This window comes from Kitasatospora sp. MAP5-34, from assembly GCF_029894335.1.
Lineage (GTDB): Bacteria > Actinomycetota > Actinomycetes > Streptomycetales > Streptomycetaceae > Kitasatospora.
Window position 1 is genome coordinate 45,706 of sequence record NZ_JARXZC010000027.1, and the last position, 22,414, is coordinate 68,119.

The window sequence follows — 22,414 nt, forward strand, 5'->3', positions numbered from 1 at the left end:
GACAGGTGTTCATCTCGATCTCCACCACAGGAACGGCCGACCGCCCAGCCACTGACCTGGGCTTTCTGCTGCACAAGCACCCGGACAAGGTGCAGCGCTTCTCCACCTCCCACGGCGAGGCCCACGTCTTCTACCCCGAGGCGACCGAGGCGGCATGCACGGCGGCCCTGCTGCTGGACATCGACCCGATCGCCCTGGTACGCCGGGGTCGGGGCAAGGGTCGGGGCGGCTCAGCTGCCACGGGAAATGTAGCCAGCGCATTGGCGCAGTACGTCAACGACCGTCCCTACGCCGCGTCCTCGCTGCTCGCGGTGGCGCTTCGGACGGTGTTCCGTACGGCAATGAAGGGTGTCTGCGAGACCCGGCCCGGCCTAGCGGAGCAACCGCTGCCGTTGCGGATCGTGCTGCCCGCCGTGCCCGCGAACGCTGCGGGGGAGGGCGGGCCCGCCGCGATGGTACGGCAGCTCTTCGAACCGCTCGGCTGGCAGGTCGAGGCCGAGACGATCGCGCTGGACGCGTCCTTCCCGGAGTGGGGCGAGTCCCGGTACGTCCGGTTGGAGCTGGCCGCGACCGTGCGGCTGGCCGACGCGCTGCAGCAGCTCTACGTGCTGCTGCCGGTGCTGGACGGTTCCAAGCACTACTGGGTCGCCCCGGACGAGGTGGACAAGCTGTTGGATGCGGGGGAGGGCTGGTTGGGCGGTCACCCCGAGCTGGCCCTGATCACCCGTCGGTACCTGGCGCGCCGCTGGTCGCTGACCCGCACCGCGATGGAGCGCCTCGAACTGGCCCGGCTGGCGGAGGCTGACGACCGCGAGCCCGAGGAGATCGACAACGCGGTCGACGACTCGGAGGAGGACTCGGCCGAGGGCGTAGTGGAGGAAGCGGTGGCGGAGACCGGACAGCAGGCGAAGGAGAAGCCCCTCTCCCTCGCCGTCCAGCGTCGACAGGCGATCCTCGCCGCGCTCGGCGAGGTCGGCGCGGCCCGGGTGCTGGACCTCGGCTGTGGTCAGGGCGAACTGGTCGGAGCGCTGCTCAAGGACTCCCGGGTGACCGAGGTGCTCGGGGTGGACGTGTCCGCCAGGGCCCTCGCGGCCGCCGCGCGAAAGCTGCGTCTGGACCGGATGACCGAGCGTCAGGCGGCTCGGGTCGAGCTCGTCCAGGGTGCGCTCACCTACACCGACGCCCGGCTCAAGGGCTATGACGCGGCCGTGCTCTCCGAGGTCATCGAGCACCTCGACCTACCCCGCCTGCCCGCCCTCGAATACGCGGTGTTCGGCGCGGCCCGGCCCGGAGCCGTGGTCGTGACCACCCCGAACGTCGAGTACAACGTCCGCTGGGAGACCCTCCCGGCGGGTCAGGTCCGGCACGCCGATCACCGGTTCGAGTGGGACCGGGCGCAGTTCCTGGCCTGGGCCGAGCGGGTCGGCCGCACCTACGGGTACACCGTCACCGTCCGCCCGGTCGGCCCGTACGACGACGAGGTCGGCTCGCCCACCCAGCTCGCCCTGTTCCGTACCGGTGGCAACACCACCACCGACACCTCCGAAACCACCGAAGGGAGCGTGACCCGATGACCGAGCCCACCAAGCCCACCGAGCCCACCAAGCCCACCGATCCCACTGAGCCCACCGAGGCCGATGAGCCCACCGGCCCCGCCACAGCCACCGCAGGAGCGCTGCCCACCCGCGGCCTCCCCGTCACCGACGTCTCGCTCGTCGTCCTGATCGGTACCACCGGCGCGGGCAAGTCCAGCTTCGCCCGCAGGCACTTCCGGCCGACCCAGGTGGTCTCGTCCGACTTCTGCCGGGGGCTGGTCGCCGACGACGAGAACGACCAGTCGGCCTCCGCCGAGGCCTTCGAGGTGCTGCACTACATCGTCGGCAAGCGCCTCGCGGCCGGCCGCCTCACCGTGGTGGACGCCACGAACGTCCTGCCCGAGGCCCGCAAGCAGTTGATCAAGATCGCCCGGGACCACGACGTGCTCCCGATCGCCATCGTGCTCGACGTCCCCCCGGCCGTCTGCGCCGAGCGCAACCGCGCCCGGCCGGACCGTCAGCTGCCGCCGCACGTGATTCCCCGCCAGCAGCGCGAGCTGCGCCGTTCGCTCAGGGGCCTGGAGCGCGAGGGCTTCCGCAAGGTGCACGTCCTGCGTGGCGAGGCCGAGGTGGCCGGTGCCGAGATCGTCATCGAGAAGCGCTACAACGACCTGCGCCACCTCACCGGCCCGTTCGACATCGTCGGTGACATCCACGGCTGCCGCTCCGAGCTGGAGACCCTGCTGGTCCGGCTCGGCTACACCCTCACTCGCGACGACCAGGGCCGCCCGGTCGACGCCGTGCACCCCGCCGGCCGCACCGCCGTCTTCGTCGGCGACCTGGTCGACCGGGGCCCGGACACGCCCGGCGTGCTGCGTCTGGTGATGGGGATGGTCGCGGCCGGGCACGCCGTCTGTGTCCCCGGCAACCACGAGAACAAGCTCGGCCGTCAGCTGGACGGCCGAAAGGTCACCGTCTCGCACGGTCTCCAGGAGTCGCTGGACCAGCTGGCGGCGGAGAGCGAGGAGTTCCGGCTCCAGGTCCGCGAGTTCATGCGCGGCCTGGTCAGTCACTACCTGCTCGACGGCGGCAACCTGGTGGTCTGCCACGCCGGCCTGCCCGAGAAGTACCACGGCCGCAACTCCGGCCGGGTCCGCTCGCACGCGCTCTACGGCGACACCACCGGCGAGACCGACGAGTACGGTCTGCCGGTCCGTTACCCGTGGGCCGAGGAGTACCGGGGCCGAGCCCTGGTGGTGTACGGCCACACACCGGTCCCGACCGCGAGCTTCGTCAACAACACCATCTGCCTGGACACCGGCTGTGTCTTCGGCGGCAGCCTCACCGCGCTGCGCTACCCCGAGCGCGAGCTGGTCGTCGTCGAGGCGGAGCGGGAGTGGTACGCCCCCGTACGCCCGAGGAACGCGGACGCCCCCGGTGCCCGTGAGGGCCGTCCGCTGGACCTGGCGGACGTCTCGGGCCGGCGGATCGTCGAGACCAGGCTGCACGGCGCGGTCTCGGTACGGGAGGAGAACGCGGCGGCCGCGCTGGAGGTGATGAGCCGCTTCGCGCTCGACCCGCGACTGCTCGCCTACCTGCCGCCTACCATGGCGCCGAGCCCGACCTCCCGCCGCGAGGGCTACCTCGAACACCCGGAGGAGGCGTTCTCCGTCTACCGGGACGAGGGCGTGCGGCACGTCGTCTGCGAGGAGAAGCACATGGGCTCCCGCGCGGTCGTGCTGGTCGCCCGGGACGGCGCCGCGCTGGAGAAGCGGTTCGGCGTCGAGGGTCCGGGCGCGATCTGGACCAGGACCGGCCGTGCCTTCCTCAGTGACGACGAACTCACCGGCGCGGTGCTGGAGCGGGTCCGCGCAGCCGCCGAGCGGTCCGGGCTGTTCGAGGAGCTGGCTGCGACCTCCAGCGCCTCCGGCGCGGGCGGTTGGCTGCTGCTCGACGCCGAGCTGATGCCGTGGTCGCTCAAGGCCGTCGAGCTGCTGCGCCGTCAGTACGCGGCGGTCGGCGCGGCGGCGGGTGCGGCGCTGCCGTCGGTGCTGTCCGCACTGGAGCAGGCGTCCGGCCGGGGTCTGGACCTCGGCGAACTGACGTCCAGTCAGCGGCAGCGTGCGGCGGACGCCGAGGCGTTCACCGCCGCGTACCGGCGGTACTGCTGGCCGACCGAGGGCCTGTCGGGTATCCGGCTCGCGCCGTTCCAGGTGCTGGCGGCGGAGGGGGTCAACCTCGCCGTCCGTCCGCATGACGAGCACCTGGCCTGGATCGACCGGCTGGTCGCGGCGGACGACGAGCAGGCGCCGATCCTGCAGGCTACGGGCCGTCTGGTGGTCGACACCTCCGACCAGGAGTCGGTCGCGGCCGGCATCGCCTGGTGGGAGGAGCTGACGGGAGTCGGTGGCGAGGGCATGGTGGTCAAGCCGCTCAGCTCGCTGGCCCGGGGGAACGGCGGGCAGGGCCGGTTGCTCCAGCCCGGCATCAAGGTCCGTGGCCGGGAGTACCTCCGGATCATCTACGGCCCGGACTACACCCAGCACCTTGACCAGCTCCGGCAGCGCTTCCTGGGCCACAAGCGGTCTCTCGCCCTGCGCGAGTACGCGCTCGGCCTGGAGGCCCTGGACCGGCTGGCGGGTGGGGAGCCGCTCTGGCGGGTGCACGAGGCGGTGTTCGCGGTGCTGGCGCTGGAGTCGGAGCCGGTGGACCCACGGCTCTGAGGCGGCACTGGCGGGGGCTGGAATTGGGGGTGCATATAAATTCGGAGTGTCGTATATAATTCCCGTCTCAGTGTCCCCCGTCAGTGTCCCCGCCACCCCAGGAGCCCGGCATGGCTTTCAACCTCCGGAACAGGCACTTCCTCAAGGAGCTCGACTTCACTCCGCAGGAGTTCCGCTTCCTGCTGGATCTCTCCGCGCAGCTCAAGGCAGCCAAGTACGCCGGGACCGAGCAGCAGCGGCTGCGCGGCAAGAACATCGCGTTGATCTTCGAGAAGACCTCCACCCGCACCCGCTGCGCGTTCGAGGTGGCCGCCCACGACCAGGGCGCGAACACCACGTACCTCGACCCGTCCGGCTCGCAGATGGGTCACAAGGAGTCGGCCAAGGACACCGCCCGCGTCCTCGGCCGGATGTTCGACGGCATCGAGTACCGGGGGCACGGCCAGCAGGTCGTGGAGGAGCTGGCCGCCCACGCGGGCGTCCCGGTCTGGAACGGTCTCACCGACGAGTGGCACCCGACCCAGATGCTGGCGGACATCCTGACCATCCAGGAGCACAGCGCCAAGCCGCTGGAGCAGGTCACGCTCGCCTACCTCGGCGACGCCCGTTGCAACACCGGCAACTCGCTGCTCGTCACCGGCGCCCTGCTCGGGCTGGACATCCGGATCGTCGCGCCCGAGCAGCTCTGGCCCGCCGCCGAGGTGCGGAAGGCGGCCGAGGTGCTGGCCGAGACCACCGGGGCCCGGATCACCCTCACCGAGGACGTCGCCGCCGGGGTGGCCGGTGCCGACTTCCTCTACACCGACGTCTGGGTCTCGATGGGCGAGCCCAAGGACGTCTGGGCCGAGCGGATCTCGCTGCTGAAGCCGTACCAGGTCTCGATGGAGACCGTCCGGGCGACGGGCAACCCGGCCGTGAAGTTCCTGCACTGCCTGCCGGCCTTCCACGACCTCGGTACCGAGATCGGCCGCCAGATGCACGAGGTCACCGGGATGTCGGAGCTGGAGGTCACCGACGAGGTGTTCGAGTCCGCGCACTCGGTGGTCTTCGACCAGGCGGAGAACCGGCTGCACACCATCAAGGCCGTGCTGGTCGCCACCCTGGGCTCATAACGGCCTGTGTGCTCGGAAGCTGACGTCCACGCAGGCCACCCGGTCGGCCGCGCCGTGCGCGCCCGCCGGTGGGCCGGCGTGCAGGACGATCGAGTGGGCCTCGCCGGGCCGGAAGGCCCAGGCCGCGGCCGTGTGCGCCGAGCCGGTGCCCTGGTCGTCCGTACGGAGTGTCAGTCGTAGCCCGTTGTGCTCGTTCGCATAGGCCGGGGAGCGGGAAGGGCATCGGATCGGACCTCTCGGAGGGCGGCTGGTGACACCGCCCACCGTTACTGTCCGGCCGCTCACGCGATGCGAGGCCGTGCCAGGAGGTCACTCTCAAGAGGCGCGGATCGACGAATCGAAACGGACGGTCGGAAGGGCATGCCTGACGCCACGCGCGCGTAGGCATGCACTATGGTTTATCTCGACATCGAGATAACTCCGCGCTATGGTTTATCTTGACATCAAGATACTTACCGAGAGGCACACGCGCACGGTCAAGGCACTGAGCCTAACTAAGGCTTACCTTACCATCGGCCTCGCGAAGCACCTCAAGCACGAAGCACCCAAGAAGGAGTCAGTCGTGTCCGCGAACAGCTTCGACGCCCGCAGCTCGCTGCAGGTGGGCGACGAGTCGTACGAGATCTTCAAGCTCTCCGCCGTCGAGGGTTCCGAGCGGCTGCCGTACAGCCTCAAGGTGCTGCTGGAGAACCTGCTCCGCACGGAGGACGGCGCGAACATCACCGCCGACCACATCCGCACCCTGGGCAACTGGGACGCGGCCGCCGAGCCGAGCCACGAGATCCAGTTCACGCCGGCCCGCGTGATCATGCAGGACTTCACCGGCGTGCCGTGTGTCGTCGACCTCGCCACCATGCGTGAGGCCGTCAAGGACCTCGGTGGCGACCCGGCGAAGATCAACCCGCTGGCCCCGGCCGAGCTGGTCATCGACCACTCCGTCATCGCCGACAAGTTCGGCACCAAGGACTCGTTCACCCAGAACGTCGAGATCGAGTACGGCCGCAACAAGGAGCGCTACCAGTTCCTGCGCTGGGGTCAGACCGCGTTCGACGAGTTCAAGGTCGTCCCCCCGGGCACCGGCATCGTCCACCAGGTCAACATCGAGCACCTGGCCCGCACCGTCATGGTCCGTAACGGCCAGGCGTACCCCGACACCTGCGTCGGCACCGACTCGCACACCACCATGGTCAACGGCCTGGGCGTGCTGGGCTGGGGCGTTGGCGGCATCGAGGCCGAGGCCGCGATGCTCGGTCAGCCGGTCTCGATGCTCATCCCGCGCGTGGTCGGCTTCAAGCTGAACGGCGAGCTCCCGGCCGGTGCCACCGCCACCGACCTCGTGCTCACCATCACCGAGATGCTGCGCAAGCACGGTGTGGTCGGCAAGTTCGTCGAGTTCTACGGCGCCGGCGTCTCCGCCATCCCGCTCGCGAACCGCGCCACCATCGGCAACATGTCGCCGGAGTTCGGCTCGACCTGCGCGATCTTCCCGATCGACGTCGAGACGATCCACTATCTGCGGCTCACCGGTCGCAGCGAGCAGCAGCTCGCGCTGGTCGAGGCGTACGCCAAGGAGCAGGGCCTCTGGCACGACCCGTCGGTCGAGCCGGTCTACTCCGAGTACCTCGAGCTGGACGTCTCCACCGTCGTCCCGTCGATCGCCGGCCCGAAGCGTCCGCAGGACCGCGTGATCCTGGCCGAGGCCGCGACCAAGTTCGCCGAGGCGCTGCCGACGTACTCCGCCGAGGCCAGCAAGCCGACCGCCGTCACCACCCCCGAGGGTGCGACGTACGAGATCGACAACGGCGCGGTCGTGATCGCCTCGATCACCTCCTGCACCAACACCTCCAACCCCTCCGTCATGCTGGGCGCCGCCCTGCTGGCGAAGAAGGCCGTGGAGAAGGGCCTGCACGTCAAGCCCTGGGTCAAGACCACCCTGGCCCCCGGGTCCAAGGTCGTCATGGACTACTACGAGAAGGCCGGCCTGCTCCCCTACATGGAGAAGCTGGGCTTCAACCTGGTCGGCTACGGCTGCGTCACCTGCATCGGCAACTCGGGCCCGCTGCCCGAGGAGGTCTCGAAGGCCGTCAACGAGGCCGACCTCGCCGTCGTCTCGGTGCTCTCCGGCAACCGCAACTTCGAGGGCCGGATCAACCCCGACGTCAAGATGAACTACCTGGCCTCGCCGCCGCTGGTGGTCGCCTACGCCATCGCCGGTTCGATGAACGTGGACATCACCCGCGACTCGCTCGGCAAGGACCAGGACGGCAACGACGTCTTCCTCGCCGACATCTGGCCGTCCGAGCTGGAGATCGAGGAGACCGTCGCGGCCTCCATCGACCAGGCGATGTTCGCCAAGGACTACGCGGACGTCTTCGCCGGTGACCACCGCTGGCAGTCGCTGTCGATCCCGACCGGCAACACCTTCGAGTGGGACGCCGAGTCCACCTACGTCCGCAAGCCCCCGTACTTCGAGGGCATGGCGAAGACCCCGAGCCCGGTGACCGACATCGCCGGCGCCCGCGTCCTCGCCAAGCTGGGCGACTCGGTCACCACCGACCACATCTCCCCGGCCAGCTCGATCAAGCCGGGCACCCCGGCCGCGCAGTACCTCACCGAGCACGGTGTGGAGAAGCGCGACTTCAACTCGTTCGGCTCGCGTCGTGGCAACCACGAGGTGATGATCCGCGGCACCTTCGCCAACATCCGCCTGCGCAACCAGATCGCGCCGGGCACCGAGGGCGGCTACACCCGCGACTTCACCCAGGCCGACGGCCCGGTGTCGTTCATCTACGACGCCTCGCAGAACTACCAGGCAGCCGGCATCCCGCTGGTCGTCCTGGCGGGCAAGGAGTACGGCTCGGGCTCGTCCCGTGACTGGGCCGCCAAGGGCACCGCGCTGCTGGGCGTCAAGGCCGTCATCGCCGAATCCTACGAGCGCATCCACCGCTCCAACCTGATCGGCATGGGCGTCCTGCCGCTGCAGTTCCCCGAGGGCCAGACGGCCGACTCGCTGGGTCTGACCGGCGAGGAGACCTTCTCGATCTCCGGCGTCGTCGCGCTCAACGACGGTGGCATCCCGCAGACCGTCAAGGTCGTCGCGGGCAGCGTCGAGTTCGACGCCAAGGTGCGCATCGACACCCCCGGTGAGGCGGACTACTACCGCAACGGTGGCATCCTGCAGTACGTGCTGCGCTCGCTCATCGGCTGAGCCTCGTAGCCTCGTAGCCACGGCGGCCGGGCCGTCCCACCCCCGCAGGGGGGAGGGGCGGCCCGGCCGTCTTCGTGCTACCACGGAGGTATGAGGACTGATCCGTGGGCGCTGATCCACGCCGAGCGCCGGGCCCTGCTCGTGGACGTGGAACCGTTGACGCCCCAGCAGTGGGCGACCCCCTCGCTCTGCGCGGGGCGGACGGTCCGTGACACGCTCGCGCACCTGACGGCCACCGCGCGGATGACCCCTCCAGGTTTCTTCCTGAAGATGGCTCGGGCGGGTTTCCGGTTCGAGGTGATGACCGCCCGGGAGATCGCCGAGCTGACGGCCGGGACGTCCCAGGACACGCTGGACCGCTTCGCCGAACAGCTGACCTCGACCGGCCACCCGCCGGGCCCGGACGAGAGCTGGCTGGGCGAGACCGTCGTCCACGCCGAGGACATCCGCCGCCCGCTGGGGATCGCGCACAGCTACCCCGCCGAGGCACTGACGCGCTGCGCCGACTTCTACCGGCGTTCCAACCTGCTGATGGGCGGCAAGCGCCGGGTCGCCGGGCTGACCCTGCGGGCGACCGACACCGGCTGGTCGGCGGGGAGCGGGCCCGAGGTCGCGGGGCCGATGCTCCCGTTGCTGCTCGCGATCACCGGCCGGGGGGCAGGGCTCACCGAGCTCACGGGGGAGGGCCTGCCCACGCTCGCCTCCCGGATGGGGTGACCTAAGAGCGTCCGCCGGTAGGGGGCTGGGGGCGCGGGGCAGAGCCCCACGCCCCCCTTTGGGCTGACCAGCCGTCAGGCCCGGTCGCAGGCCTGTGCGCGCAGGGCGCGGGCGAGGTCGTCCCGGCCTTCCAGGACCAGGCGGCGCAGGGCGGGGGCCGCCTGCTGGTGGTCCGCCAGCCAGCCGTCGGCGGCGGCCAGCGTCTGCTCGTTCGTCTGCAGGCGCGGGAAGAAGCCGCCGACGATCTTCATGGCGATCTCGATGCTGCGCTGCGCCCAGACGGTCTCCAGCAGCTCGAAGTACCCGGCCGTGTAACCGGCCGTCAGCTCACGCTGGTTCGGCTGCGCGAAGCCCGCGATCTCTGCCTCCACCAGCGCGTTGGGCAGCTCGTCCGAGTCGATCACCGCCGACCAGGCGGCGGCCTTGGCCTCGGCGGTCGGCACTGCGGCGAGGCAGTGCGTCAGGTGCTGCTTGCCGCTGGCGGTGTTGTCGCGGTCCAGCTCGGCCCGCAGCTCCGCCGGGTTCGCCTCGCCGGAGCAGGCCAGGGTCAGCCAGAGCTCCCAGCGCAGCTCCTGGTCGATCTTCAGGCCGTCGATCCTGGCGGTGCCCGCCAGCAGGCCCTTGACCAGCTGCAGGTGCTCGGCGCCGGAGGCGGTGTGAGCCAGGAACCGGGCCCAGGCCAGCTGGTGGTCACTGCCCGGCTCGGCGGCGCGCAGCTCGCGCAGCGCGCCCTCGGCGAGCAACCGGCCGCCCTCGGCCCGCCGGTCGGGGTCGGCGTAGAGGTCCAGCGCGCCCTTGGCCTGCTGGTGCAGCGACTGCAGGACGCCGATCTGCGACTCCGACCCGGCGAAGCTCTCCACCAGGGCGAGGTAGTCGCGGGCCGGCATCACGCCGTCCCGGGTCAGGTTCCAGACGGCGGACCAGGTGAGGGCGCGGGCCAGCGGGTCGGTGATGCTGCCGAGGGAGGACCGCAGGGTCTCCAGCGAGTGGTCGTCGAAGCGGATCTTGCAGTACGTCAGGTCGTCGTCGTTGAGCAGCACCAGCGCGGGCCGGGGCAGCCCGGCGAGCTCGGTGACGACCGTACGGGGGCCGGTCACGTCCAGCTCGACCCGGTGGGTGCGGACCAGCGAACCGTCGGCGTCCCGGTCGTAGAAGCCGATCGCCAGGCGGTGCGGACGCGGCGTGCCGCCGTCCTGGCCCACGGCGAACTCGGTGATCCGGTCCTCGGAGTCCACGGTGACCTGCGGGGTGAGCAGGTTGACCCCGGAGGTCTGCAGCCAGGCGGCGGACCAGGCGGTGAGGTCGCGCCCGCTGGTCTCCTCCAGCGCGCCGAGCAGATCGCCGAGCACAGTGTTCCCGAACGCGTGCCGCTTGAAGTACTGCCGGACACCGTCGAAGAACGCGTCCCGCCCGACGTACGCCACCAGTTGCTTGAGCACCGAGGCGCCCTTGGCGTAGGTGATGCCGTCGAAGTTGAGCTTGGCGTCCTCCAGGTCACGGATGTCGGCCGTGATCGGGTGGGTGGTGGGGAACTGGTCCTGCCGGTAGGCCCACGCCTTCCGCCGGTTGGCGAAGGTGATCCAGGCCGACTGGTACTTGGTGGCCGCGACCTGCGAGTACGAGCCCATGAAGTCGGCGAAGGACTCCTTCAGCCACAGGTCGTCCCACCACTTCATGGTGACCAGGTCGCCGAACCACATGTGCGCCATCTCGTGCAGGATGACGTTGGCCCGGCCCTCGTACGCCGCCTCGGTGACCTTGGAGCGGAAGACGAACTCCTCGCGGAAGGTCACGCAGCCGGGGTTCTCCATCGCGCCGATGTTGTACTCGGGCACGAAGCACTGGTCGTACTTGCCGAAGGGGTAGGGGTAGTCGAACTCCTCGTGGAAGTAGTCCAGCCCCTGCTTGGTGACGGTGAGGATCTCGTCCGCGTCGAAGTGCGGCGCCAGCGACCTGCGGCAGGTCGCGGCGAGCGGGATCTCCAGCGTGCTGCCGTCGGCGAGCTTGCGGCTGTAGTGGTCACGCACCACGTGGTACGGGCCGGCCACCACGGCGGTGAGGTAGCTGGAGATCGGCTGGGTCGGCGCGAACTGCCAGACCCGGACGTCGCCTTCGGCGTCCACGGACTCGTGCACGGAGTTGGCGTAAACGTCCCAGGCGGCCGGCGCGGTCACCGTGAAGGTGAAGGGCGCCTTCAGGTCCGGCTGCTCGAAGGCGGCGAACACCCGCCGGGCGTCGGCCGGTTCGAGGTGGGTGTAGAGGTAGGTCTCGCCGTCGGTCGGGTCGACGAAGCGGTGCAGCCCCTGGCCCGTCCGGCTGTACGCGCAGTCCGCCTCGATCACCAGGACGTTCCGCTCGGCGAGCCCTTCGACGGTCACCCGGGAGCCGTCGAAGACCAGTGCCGGGTCGAGGTCGCGCCCGTTCAGGCTGACCGCGCGCACGGTGGGCGCGAGCAGGTCGACGAAGGTGGCCGAGCCCGAAGCGGAGCTGCGGAACTCGATGGTGGTGGTGGACCTGAAGGTGGCCGCTGCCGGATCCTCGGCGGAGGCCACGTCGAGCTGGACGCGGTAGCCGTCCACGGCGAGGATGTCGGCCCGCTGCTGGGCTTCGTCGCGGCTCAGGTTCTTACCCGGCACGGGCGGTACTCCTTTGTCCGGCGCGCACGCTGTGATCTGCGGTGGGGTTGAGCGGTGGGAGGTTTTCCCGCAGCATCCTTTCACGCACCGCAGGCCGTGCCATTGCACCTGTTCGGCTGTTCCGCCGGTCCGGAATGCGGGCCGCGCCCGTGGCGTTAGTTGCTGAAGCAACAGCCCGTTCGTACCGACAGCCCGTTCGTACCGACAGCCCGTTCGTACCGACAGAAGGACGCAGTCACGTGACCACTGCCGATTCCCGCAAGATCGCCGACTTCTGGTTCGACCCGCTCTGCCCCTGGGCCTGGATGACCTCGCGCTGGATGCTGGAGGTCGAGAAGCTCCGCCCGGTGGACACCCGCTGGCACGTGATGAGCCTGGCCGTGCTGAACGAGCACAACGAGAACCTGCCCGAGCAGTACCGCGAGGCGATGGCCAAGGCGTGGGGCCCGGTCCGCGTGCTGATCGCCGCCGCGCAGGCGCACGGTGACAAGGTGCTCGGCCCGCTCTACACCGAGCTGGGCACCCGCTTCCACAACCAGGCTCTGCCCAACGAGCGTTCGACCATCGAGGCCGCGCTGGTGGCGGCCGGCCTGCCGGTCGAGCTGGCGGACGCCGCCGACAGCGACGCGTACGACGAGGCCCTGCGCGCCTCGCACGCCGAGGGCATCACGCTGGTCGGCCAGGACGTCGGCACCCCGGTCATCGCGGTGGACGGCCCGGACGGCGACCGGGTCGCCTTCTTCGGCCCGGTGGTCACCCCGATCCCGCGCGGCGAGGCCGCCGCCCGCCTCTGGGACGGCACCGTGCTGGTCGCCTCGACGCCCGGCTTCTACGAGATCAAGCGGACCCGGACGGCCAAACCGTCTTTCGAGTAACAGGCCCGCTGGTAGGGGCGCGGGGCGCTGCCTCGCGCCCCTACCGCTTTACCGGGTGCGCTGCTTTACCGGGTGCGCTGCTTCAGCAGGCCGATCGCCGAGAGGACCACCGTGAGACCGGCGGTGAAGTAGAGCTGGATGCGGTTGTCGGCGTCCAGGGTCATCAGGGCGAGCACCCCGAGGATCGCGGCCAGCGCGGCCCAGGTCAGGTACGGGAAGAGCCACATCCGCACGGTGAGCAGCTCGGGCGCCTCGCGCTCCAGCCGCCGCCGCATCCGCAGCTGCGCCACCGCGATGAACGCCCAGACCACCAGCACGGCCGCGCCGACCATGTTGAGCAGCCAGTTGAAGACGGTGGTCGGCCACCAGTAGCTCAGCAGTACCGCGAGGAAGCCGAACGCCGACGAGGCCAGCACCGCCGGGCGCGGCACCCCGCTGCTCACCCTGGCGAGCACGCGCGGGCCCTGGCCGCGCTGGACCAGCGAGTACGCCATCCGCGAGGAGCCGTAGATGTTGGCGTTCATCGCGGAGAGCAGCGCGATAAGCACCACCACGTTCATCAGCTGGGCCGCGCCGGGGATGCCGAGGCTGCTCAGCACCGCGACGTACGGGCCCTGCTTGACCACTGCGGGGTCGTTCCACGGCACCAGGGTCACGATGACCGCCATCGAGCCGACGTAGAAGAGCGCGATCCGCCACATCGCGGTGCGGACGGCGGTCGCCACGCTGCGGCGGGGGTTCTCGGACTCGGCGGCGGCGATCGTCACGGTCTCCAGGCCGCCGTACGCGAACACCGAGGCCAGCAGGCCGGTGACCAGACCGGCGCTGCCCTTCGGGAAGAAGCCGCCCTGGCCGGTCAGGTTGGCGGCGCCGGGGGCGGAGGTGCCGGGCAGCAGGCCGAGGACGGCGAGGACGCAGATCACCAGGAAGGCCGCGATGGCGGTGACCTTGATCGCGGCGAACCAGAACTCGAACTCGCCGAAGTTCTTCACCGCCGCCAGGTTGGTGGCGCAGAAGAAGACCATGAAGAGGCCCACCCAGACGGCTGACGGCACGCCGGGGAACCAGGCGGCCATCACGTGCGACGCGCCGATCGCCTCCGCCGCCACGCCGACGCAGAGCAGCGTCCAGAACATCCAGCCGACCGTCAGCCCCGCCCACGGGCCGATCTCCTTCTCGGCGTGCACCGAGAACGATCCGCTGGCAGGACGGGCCGCCGACATCTCGCCGAGCATCCGCATCACCAGCATCACCAGCAGCCCGGAGGCGGCGAAGGCGAGCACGATGGACGGTCCGGCGGCGGCGATGCCGGCCCCCGAGCCGACGAACAGCCCGGCGCCGATCACCCCGCCGAGCGCGATCATCGAGAGGTGACGCTGCTTGAGGCCGTGGCTCAGCTGCCGGCCGCCGGACGCCTGGTCCGTGGGCGCAGGCGGCTGCTGAGTGGTGGGGGTCGACATCAGGGCGGATCCAGACTGTACGAATAGCGTGGGGAGCTGTCCACTATTCGACACGGTTCGTGGTCAGTGCGAGCAAAGCTCGGTATACGGACACTGATGTGACCGAAAGTGACCTGATCCGTACGCATCGGACCGATGGAAGGTTGAATCCGACAAGTCCGGGGGCTGACGCTTTGTCGGGGACGATGCCGTGCGGGCACGTCCCACCGCGTAGGTTCGCAACTGATCACCGAAGCGCCGCGCCAGAACGCGCCGCGCCAGAACGCGCCGTACTAGAACTAGTCGTGTCAGAACTAGTCGTGTCAGAACTGGAGACCCGCTCATGGCCACGGCCACCGCCACCGTCGTACCGTCCACCCCGGTCCTCGCCGACCTGCTTCCGCGCGCGGCCGGGCGGCTCGGCAGCCAGGCCCGCGAACTCGCGCTGGTGGCCGGCGGCGCGGCGCTGACCGGGCTTGCGGCCCAGCTGTCCGTCACCGTCCCGGGCTCCCCGGTGCCGGTCACCGGCCAGACCTTCGCCGCCCTGCTGGTCGGCACCGCGCTCGGCACCCGGCGGGGCATCGCCTCGCTCGGCCTCTACCTGCTGGCCGGGATGGCCGGCCTGCCCTGGTTCGCCGCCGGCAGCTCCGGCTGGGCGATGCCGAGCCTCGGTTACGTGCTCGGCTTCGTCCTGGCGGCGGGCCTGACCGGCGCACTGGCCCGGCGCGGCGCGGACCGCAGCCCGCTGCGCACCGCCGTGGCCATGGTGCTCGGCAACCTGGCGATCTACGCGGTCGGCGTGCCGTACCTGGCAGCCTCCCTGCACGTCCCGCTCGCGAAGGCCGCCGACCTCGGCCTCTACCCCTACCTGGTCGGCGACGGCCTCAAGGTACTCGTCGCCATGGGCGCCCTCCCGCTCACCTGGAAGCTCCTCGGCCGACGCTGAGGCAGTGCCAGGGGCGCGGGGAACTGCGCGAAAGCGGGAGGGCACAGGTCGTTGCCCGCCGATCTCGCGCAGTTCCCCGCGCCCCTTTGGTGGTGCAACCGGAGCACGTGCAACACTTTCCGCATGCGCGTGTACCTGGGTTCCGACCATGCCGGATACGACCTCAAGAACCACCTCGTCCAGTGGCTGAAGGAGGCCGGCCATGAGCCGGTCGACTGCGGGCCGCACATCCTCGACGCCGAGGACGACTACCCGCCGTTCTGCCTGCGTGCCGCCGAGCGCACCGCCGCCGACCCCGAGGCGCTGGGCATCGTGATCGGCGGCTCGGGCAACGGCGAGGCGATCGCCGCCAACAAGGTCAAGGGCGTCCGGGCTGCGCTCGCCTGGAGCGAGCAGACCGCCTCGCTCGGCCGCGAGCACAACAACGCCAACGTGATCTCCATCGGTGGCCGGATGCACACCGAGGACGAGGCGACCAAGTTCGTCGAGATCTTCCTCAACACCCCGTACAGCGGCGAGCCCCGGCACACCCGCCGGATCGAGATGCTCAGCGAGTACGAGACCACCGGCGAGCTGCCGCCCATCCCGGCCCACCACCCGCAGGGCTGACCTTCCGCCAGGAGCTCAGGAGCTGCCGTACGGATCGTCAGAATCCGTGCGGCAGCCAGGGTGCGATGTCCGACGCGAAGGCCCGCGAGGCTTCGGCCAGCGCCCCTTGGCGCAGTTCGGTCACCCGCCCGGCGGCCGCCAGGGCCGCCAGCGTCGTCCCGCCCAGATAGGCCGAGCCCAACGTCCGTACGTTCAGGGCGAGTTCCGCCGACTCGGCGGTCCGCTCGCAGGACGCGCCCTTGCCCGGGCCGCCGCTGTGCAGCTTCCAGCGGCCGGTGTTCCACGGGCAGAACTCGTCGGTGACGTCCAGGACGACCTCCACCGGCGCCGCGTAGCCGCGCTCCCGCAGGGCCGCGCCGACGTCCACCAGTCGGACGAAGAGCGAGTCGCTGAGGCGGGGCTCCAGGCGGCGCGGGTCCGAGACCAGGTGCAGCAGCGGGTCGTCGACCGGGCGGCTGCGGATCGTGACGGTCTCGGTCAGATCGAGGTCGAGCAGGAAGGACCAGAGCGCCGCGTACACCTGCGGCGACTCCGCCTCCACGTCGCGGACCTTCACCGTGCCGCCCGGGATGTCTGTCGGGCCCCACGCCACGTTGGCCGCGTAGCGGGCGTAGCCGAGCAGGCGCCCGCTCTCCCTGTCCTGGGCCAGCACGCACTGCAGCGGGGAGTAGCCGCCGCGCGAGCCGGGCGCGTCCAGCAGCGGGAGCCGCTCCCAGCCCGGTCGGCGCTCCAGCATGCCCGGCCGCAGCGGCACCCGGGACGCGTACAGCCGCTCGCAGGCCGGGCTGCTCTCCGCCGGGTCGGCCAGCCGCAGTCGGACGGCGGCGTCGCCGGGGGAGTGTACCCGGACCTTTCCGCGCGGGATGGTCAGTGACAGCCGCCAGGTGCCGAGGCCGTAGCCGTACCGCCCGTAGATGGCCGGCTCCGAGGCGGTGAGCACCGCCAGTGCCTCGCCGCGCTCGTGGATGTCGTCCAGCTGACGGCTCATCAGCGCGGTCAGCAGGCCGCGCCGACGGTGCGTCGGCAGCACGCCGACCATCGTCACGCCCGCCGTGGGCAGCACCGCGCCCCCGGGCACCGCCATCCCGAAGCTGAACGCCCCCGCGCCCCCGACCACCGCCGGACCGTCCCAGGCCGCCAGCGCACGGTCGACGTCGGACAGCTCGCGCCAGAGCCCGCGCTCCTCCGGCTCCTCCTCCCGACCGCCGAAGGCGATCTCCAGAGCGCGGTACCAGGTGTCCCACTCCGCTGGGTTCAGTGTGCGGATGGTCGGTGCGCGAAGGGGCGAGGTGTCGGAAGCGGCAGCATCGGCAGTCATATGCCAACAGCTATCACCAGCTCCGGGACAATCGCGACCGAATTGCGGCGTCGGCTCCGAGATGTCGGCGGCGAAGATCTCGGCCGACACCGTCCGCCCCGTCGACGGCGACCCGTGACGGTGGATAAGGTCAGAGCCCATGGCTGGCAGCACGCCGGGCTCACGGCCCCGGACGAGTGCGACGGGACCTGCCGCGACAGCGGCTCAGGATCCCTGGACGGCCCGGTTGCGAGCGCGGCTCTACCGGGCCCGGCGAAGGCTGCGCCGAACCGGGGTGGACTACTTCCGTGGTGACGCCTCGGACTGGCTCGCCTTCGCCGGGTTCCTGGTGCTCGTCCCGCTGCTGGTCCTGCTCAACATCTGGATCCCCGCCTGGGTCCCGCCCACCGCGCTGGTCCTGCCGATCCTCGCCGGCTCCCTGCTGCTCCGGCCCGGCACGCTGGTGCTGCTGTACGCCGCCGCCGCGCTCGGCCTCTCCGCCGAGTCGCTGATCCACACCGGCGAGCGGGTCGCCAGCGACCGTCCCGACACCTACGTCTTCGGCGTCACCCCCGGTGCGGCCCTGGTGGTCGGCGCGGTCGGGGTGGCCGGGCTGATGCTCGCCCAGTTCCGCAGCCGGGTCGGCGTGCCCTGGCGCGGCGGCGGCTCGATGCTCTTCGACCTGCGGGAACGGCTGCGGGTCCAGAGCAGGGTGCCCGACCTGCCTGCGGGCTGGTACGCCGACATGGCGCTGCGCCCGGCCGGCGGCCAGTCCTTCTCCGGGGACTTCGTGGTCGCCGCCCGGACCGGGCCGGGCCGGCGGGTGCTGGAGGCCGTCCTCGCGGACGTCTCCGGCAAGGGCATGGACGCCGGTTCGCGCGCCCTGCTGCTCTCCGGTGCCTTCGGCGGGCTGCTCGGCTCGCTGCCCGCGCACGAGTTCCTGCCCGCCGCCAACGGCTACCTGCTGCGCCAGGAGTGGGAGGAGGGCTTCGCCACCGCCGTCCATCTGGTGCTGGATCTGGACACCGGCGAGTACGAGCTGCTGTCGGCGGGTCACCTGCCGGGGATGCAGCGGCTCTCGGGCGCCGGCCGCTGGGAGGTCAAGGAGTCGGTGGAGGGCCCGCTGCTGGGGATCTACGACGGCGCCAAGTTCGAGGGCGTCCGGGGGCGGTTGAACCGGGGTGATGTGCTGATGCTCTGCACCGACGGCATGGTGGAGATCCCCGGCCGGGACCTCTCGGAGGGGATGGACCGGCTGATGGGCGAGGCGGACCGGCTGGTCGCCAGGTCGCTCCTGGTCGGCGGCAACCGGGGTGCGGCGGTCAAGCTGATCGAGACGGTGGCCAAGGACGTCAACGACGACCGGGCGGTCCTGCTGCTCTGGCGGCAGTAAGCCGCCGGCGACTGCGCGGGTCGGCCCCGGTTGGCATATGTCAAGTCCGGGTGGTGATCTTCGGCCATTCCTGACGCTTCGTCTACGCCGCCGAAGGACCGACCCCGACCGGGCCGACGGCCCGCCCAGCGGCCGGTCAAACCGCCCCTGCCGACACTCCGTCAGCAGCCTTGCGCTATCGTCTCGGTCGGCGGAAATTCGTCTCACATCGCAGGATCTTCGTGCCGGGCTTCCAGCAAGTCCTTTACGCAGTCGGCACGAACGACCACACTGAGTCCGGGCGGGGCTGGTCGGCACTCGGCGAATGGGGGGCACCACATGCGGCTCGCGGCAGGTGCCGCGGTGCAGCCAGGTACCCCGGTTCCGGTGTGAACGGCCGGACTCTGCCCGAGACCGTCCGTGCCGCAGCTGGGCGCGGGGGCGTCGCCACGGGGTTCCACCACGGTGCTCCGTAACGCAGCCTCGCTACGAAAGAATGAGGAAGTGAATTCGGGTGGGCCTCTCCGTCTCCGCGCTGTTCCTGTTCGGCGTCATCGTCGTCATCTTCATCCGCAACAAGCAGATGAAGCTCAGTCACGCGGTTCTCGCCGCGCTCTTCGGCTTCATGGTCAGCCAGTCCACGGCCGCGACGCCCATCCATGACTTCCTGAACCAGATGGCGAAGACGATCTCCTCCGTGGTCAGCTGACGCGTTCCCGGATCGGCCGAAGGGGTCGGCCGATGAGGTCCGCTGCTGGGGGCAGCCGATGGGGCCAGCCGATGGGTCGGCTGATCTGCCGGGCCGGTCGGCGTGCCGTCACTGACCAGCGCGCAGGGCCTGCCACCAGCGGCTGAGCAACCCGCGCCGGGGTGTGCGGGAGTAGACCGGGGCGGGCGCCGCCGACTGTGCGTCCGGCTCGGGCTCCGGGCTGCCCTCGTCCACCAGCAGGATGAACAGCCGGGCCCAGCAGAGGCGTTCGCCGCGCGGCCAGGGCAGGGCGCGCAGCGCCGCCGAGGCGGCCTCCGAGACCTCCCCGTTGACCCGGACCTCCGCGATGTCGTCACCGGCCTTGCCGCCGAGGAACAGCTTGACGCCGTTGACGTGCGGCGCCGTCAGCTCCGGATGCAGTGCGTCGGCCAGCGCGGGCAGCAGTTGGTGATCGGCGAGCCAGCCGGCCAGCTGCTCGCTGCCGAACCCGAAGACCGCCGCCGGGCCCTGGACCGCGTGCCGACCCGGCAGTCCGGGGTGCCGGTAGTGGTCGCCGTGTTCGCCGGAGTGCTCCTGCAGCTCCACCACGGTGGCCGCGGTGGTGGTCGCCCACATCTTGACGGCGTTGTCGAGCTGCTCCTCCTCGGTCTTGCCGAGGCCGGCCGCGCAGTCCCAGACCACCGGGCCGTCCGCCCGGCCGAGTTGAAGGACGAACCCCAGGTCGACGTGGCCCCCGCCGTCGTCCCCGGGATGCTCACGGACCGCCACCGCCGTGGTGCCCGGGCCCCTGACGACCTCGCCGTCCACGGTGAACTGCTGGCCGTACCGTGCCATTTCGCGGACCACGCTGCGCTGTATGACGGCCAGTCGGTCCTGCGGACGCACGGGCGGGCTCCTCGGTCGAATAAAGAGTCGAACTTCGAACGCGAGCGAGAGTATCGGCCTGCGGCCCCAGCGGGAAACGGGCGGGTGGAACGACTTCGGCCCCCGGTCGGCGAAGTCATCGCCGACCGGGGGCCGAAGAGTTGGAGCGGGTGACGAGAATCGAACTCGCGTGGCCAGTTTGGAAGACTGGGGCTCTACCATTGAGCTACACCCGCAGGGCTGTGCCTGAGCACAGACCACCCCCGGCCGTTTCCGGCTGCGAGGACGGGAACAGCGTACCTGGTCGGGCCGGTTGCCCGCACACCACTTTCGATCCCGGGCATGTCCGACGGCCGTCCATATTACGGCCGCCCGGGCCCGGCCGACGTGTACGCTTCCTCTCGGCACCACGGGGTGTGGCGCAGTTTGGTAGCGCGTCCGCTTTGGGAGCGGAAGGCCGTCGGTTCGAATCCGGTCACCCCGACAGTGCGGCAGGGTCTCGTCCGACGGACGGGGCCCTGTTGGCGTTCCGGGGTACCTGTCGGGAGCGTGGGGGACGTTGGCGGTTCGGGGCACTGTGGTTCGGGGCACTGTCCGGCGTTTCGGGTGCGGCCGGGCAAGCTGGAATGTTGATCGTTCACCAAGTGTTGCGGTTGGACGGTAAGGCTTTCCAGCCGTACCCGGCCGTACCCAGCCGACCCAGCGGCCATCAGACTCAGCGCCCTCAGACCCAGCAGCCCCGAAGAAGATGTGAGCCCGTATGCCTTTCGCCGACCGCCCCCGGCTTGATCCCAAGGCCGCCGTCGGCGTGGTCTTCGTCGCCGCGCTCTTCATGTCGATCATGGACACCACGATCGTGAACGTGGCGCTCCCCTCGATCGGCCGCCAGTTCCACGTCGACCCGGCCTCGGTCGGTGTGGTCAACGTCGGCTACCTGGTCACGCTCGCCGTCTTCGTGCCGCTCTCCGGCTGGCTGGGCGACCGCTACGGCACCCGCCGGGTCTTCCTGGGCGCGCTGGCGCTCTTCACCGTCGCCTCGCTGCTCTGCGGCAGTGCCGACAGCCTCGGGCAGCTGACGGCCTATCGGATCCTCCAGGGCGCGGCCGGCGGTCTGCTCACCCCGGTCGGGATGACCATGCTCTTCCGGGCCTTCCCGCAGGAGGAGCGGATGCGCGCCACCCGCGTGCTGATGCTCCCGACCGCCGTCGCACCGGCGGCAGGTCCCGTGCTCGGCGGTTGGCTGGTGGACAGCTGGTCCTGGCACTGGGTCTTCATCGTCAACGTCCCGATCGGCGTCCTGGCGCTCGTCTTCGGCCTGGCCCACCTCCCCGACTACCGCAGCCTTCCCGACAACCGCACCGAGCGGGTCGGCCGCTTCGACGCGGCGGGCTTCCTGCTCTCGGCGGCCGGGTTCGGCCTGACGATGTACGCGCTCGCCGAGGGCGCCGGGCAGGGCTGGGGGAGTACGCGGATCCTGGCCTCGGGCGGGGCCGGACTGGCCGCGCTGGTGGCCCTGGTGCTGGTGGAGCTCCGCCGGCCCGAGCCGATGCTCGACCTGCGGCTGTTCCGCGACCGGATCTTCCGGACGGCCAACCTGCTCTCGCTCTTCTCCGGCGCGGCCTTCCTCGGGATGCTCTACCTCTTCCCGCTGCTGATGCAGGACGGCCTCGGCATGGACGCCCTGCACAGCGGGCTGATGGTCTTCCCCGAGGCGGTCGGCGTGATGATCGCCTCGCAGGTCGCCGGACGGCTGTACCCGCGCTTCGGCCCGCGCCGGCTGCTCGCCACCGGGGCCGTGGTGGTCGCGAGCTGCCTCGCCCTGATGGCGACGATCGGTCCGGGCAGCAACCTGTGGGCCGTCCGGGGGCTGCTCTTCGTCACGGGTTTCGCCATGGCGCACGTCTTCATGCCCTCGCAGACGGCGGCTTTCGCGGGCGTCTCGCAACGGTCCACCGGCGCGGCCTCGACGCTCTACAACGCGCAGCGCCAGCTGGGCTCGGCTCTCGGGGTGGCGGTCCTCGGGACGGTGCTGGCGACGGTCGGGACCGTCACCAGCACGGCCGGAGGTACGCCCACGGCGAACCTCGCGGCCTACCGGGCGGCCTTCCTGGTGGCCGCCGCGCTGGCCCTCGTGGCCGCTGTGACAGCGCTGTTCGTCCGGGATTCGGACGCTGCCGCCACCATGCGCAGGGCCGCGGCGGCGGCCCCGGGGACGGAGTCCGAGGCCGCCGCGACACCGTGATCAGCGGCGTCCGGGCGTCCGCCTTTCGTGGTACCGGTAGGATGGGCCGCTGGCGGTAGTGCCTGCGGTATGCACGCAGGTCAGCCGCCCGAGGGCGAGGAGTCAAGCTCACCGTCCACCCCCGTACGGG

Annotated in this window: 15 protein-coding genes and 2 tRNA genes; 12 read left to right on the forward strand and 5 right to left on the reverse strand. The window is 70.9% G+C overall.

The genetic code is table 11. The features are described from left to right. The first annotated feature begins 5 nt into the window (after positions 1-5). The 5 genes from P3T29_RS21580 (at position 6) to P3T29_RS21600 (ending at position 9,295) form a co-directional block, all read left to right on the forward strand. Positions 6-1,574 carry a 3' terminal RNA ribose 2'-O-methyltransferase Hen1 gene (locus P3T29_RS21580; protein WP_280718199.1) on the forward strand — a complete coding sequence of 523 codons (1,569 nt, stop codon included), beginning with the start codon at positions 6-8 and terminating at the stop codon, positions 1,572-1,574. Continuing rightward, positions 1,571-4,258: a polynucleotide kinase-phosphatase gene (locus tag P3T29_RS21585; RefSeq protein WP_280718200.1), complete on the forward strand. Its 2,688-nt coding sequence runs from the start codon at positions 1,571-1,573 to the stop codon at positions 4,256-4,258. Before P3T29_RS21580 ends, P3T29_RS21585 begins: the two co-directional genes overlap by 4 nt. 110 nt (positions 4,259-4,368) lie before the next feature. After that, the gene (argF, locus tag P3T29_RS21590) at positions 4,369-5,370 is read left to right on the forward strand and encodes an ornithine carbamoyltransferase (protein ID WP_280718201.1); all 1,002 of its coding nucleotides are present in this window, start codon (positions 4,369-4,371) and stop codon (positions 5,368-5,370) included. 562 nt (positions 5,371-5,932) lie between these two features. Then, complete coding sequence (gene acnA, locus P3T29_RS21595; protein ID WP_280718202.1) at positions 5,933-8,578, forward strand: aconitate hydratase AcnA; 2,646 nt, start codon at positions 5,933-5,935, stop codon at positions 8,576-8,578. A 90-nt stretch (positions 8,579-8,668) separates the two neighbouring features. Beyond that, positions 8,669-9,295, forward strand: coding sequence for a maleylpyruvate isomerase family mycothiol-dependent enzyme (locus tag P3T29_RS21600; RefSeq protein WP_280718203.1), 627 nt, complete (start codon positions 8,669-8,671; stop codon positions 9,293-9,295). 74 nt (positions 9,296-9,369) lie between these two features. On the opposite strand, the gene pepN is transcribed toward P3T29_RS21600, so the two are convergent. Beyond that, positions 9,370-11,931, reverse strand: coding sequence for an aminopeptidase N (pepN, locus tag P3T29_RS21605; protein WP_280718204.1), 2,562 nt, complete (start codon positions 11,929-11,931; stop codon positions 9,370-9,372). A 239-nt stretch (positions 11,932-12,170) separates the two neighbouring features. Between pepN and P3T29_RS21610 the strand changes: the two genes are divergently transcribed. Continuing rightward, complete coding sequence (locus tag P3T29_RS21610; protein WP_280718205.1) at positions 12,171-12,806, forward strand: DsbA family protein; 636 nt, start codon at positions 12,171-12,173, stop codon at positions 12,804-12,806. A 65-nt stretch (positions 12,807-12,871) separates the two neighbouring features. On the opposite strand, the gene P3T29_RS21615 is transcribed toward P3T29_RS21610, so the two are convergent. Beyond that, a complete protein-coding gene (locus P3T29_RS21615) occupies positions 12,872-14,170 on the reverse strand; it encodes an amino acid permease (RefSeq protein ID WP_280718247.1) in 1,299 nt (432 codons plus the stop codon). A gap of 418 nt (positions 14,171-14,588) precedes the next feature. Here P3T29_RS21615 and P3T29_RS21620 point away from each other — a divergent pair, with 418 nt between their 5' ends. Continuing rightward, positions 14,589-15,191, forward strand: a complete 603-nt coding sequence (locus P3T29_RS21620; RefSeq protein WP_280718206.1) for a biotin transporter BioY — start codon at positions 14,589-14,591, stop codon at positions 15,189-15,191. 123 nt (positions 15,192-15,314) lie between these two features. After that, positions 15,315-15,800 (forward strand): ribose-5-phosphate isomerase, encoded by a 486-nt coding sequence (locus P3T29_RS21625; protein ID WP_280718207.1) that lies wholly within the window; start codon positions 15,315-15,317, stop codon positions 15,798-15,800. Positions 15,801-15,837: 37 nt separating this feature from the next. Here the strand turns inward: P3T29_RS21625 and P3T29_RS21630 are convergent, their stop codons facing one another. Next, positions 15,838-17,118 (reverse strand): GNAT family N-acetyltransferase, encoded by a 1,281-nt coding sequence (locus tag P3T29_RS21630; RefSeq protein ID WP_280718208.1) that lies wholly within the window; start codon positions 17,116-17,118, stop codon positions 15,838-15,840. Between the two features lie 226 nt (positions 17,119-17,344). On the opposite strand from P3T29_RS21630, the gene P3T29_RS21635 reads away from it, so the two are divergent. Both P3T29_RS21635 and P3T29_RS21640 read left to right on the forward strand, forming a co-directional pair. Next, positions 17,345-18,490: a PP2C family protein-serine/threonine phosphatase gene (locus tag P3T29_RS21635; RefSeq protein ID WP_280718209.1), complete on the forward strand. Its 1,146-nt coding sequence runs from the start codon at positions 17,345-17,347 to the stop codon at positions 18,488-18,490. 493 nt (positions 18,491-18,983) lie between these two features. After that, on the forward strand, positions 18,984-19,178 hold the full coding sequence (locus tag P3T29_RS21640) for a hypothetical protein (protein WP_280718210.1): 195 nt from the start codon (positions 18,984-18,986) through the stop codon (positions 19,176-19,178). Positions 19,179-19,286: 108 nt separating this feature from the next. Here the strand turns inward: P3T29_RS21640 and P3T29_RS21645 are convergent, their stop codons facing one another. Continuing rightward, entirely contained in the window at positions 19,287-20,063 is a 777-nt protein-coding gene (locus P3T29_RS21645; protein ID WP_280718211.1) for a DUF6348 family protein, read from the reverse strand. Positions 20,064-20,204: 141 nt separating this feature from the next. Next, positions 20,205-20,278 (reverse strand) — tRNA-Gly (locus tag P3T29_RS21650). A gap of 174 nt (positions 20,279-20,452) precedes the next feature. Here P3T29_RS21650 and P3T29_RS21655 point away from each other — a divergent pair. Together P3T29_RS21655 and P3T29_RS21660 are read left to right on the forward strand one after the other, a co-directional pair. After that, a tRNA-Pro gene (locus tag P3T29_RS21655) sits at positions 20,453-20,526 on the forward strand. A 276-nt stretch (positions 20,527-20,802) separates the two neighbouring features. After that, positions 20,803-22,284 carry an MDR family MFS transporter gene (locus P3T29_RS21660; RefSeq protein WP_280718212.1) on the forward strand — a complete coding sequence of 494 codons (1,482 nt, stop codon included), beginning with the start codon at positions 20,803-20,805 and terminating at the stop codon, positions 22,282-22,284. Positions 22,285-22,414 lie beyond the last annotated feature (130 nt).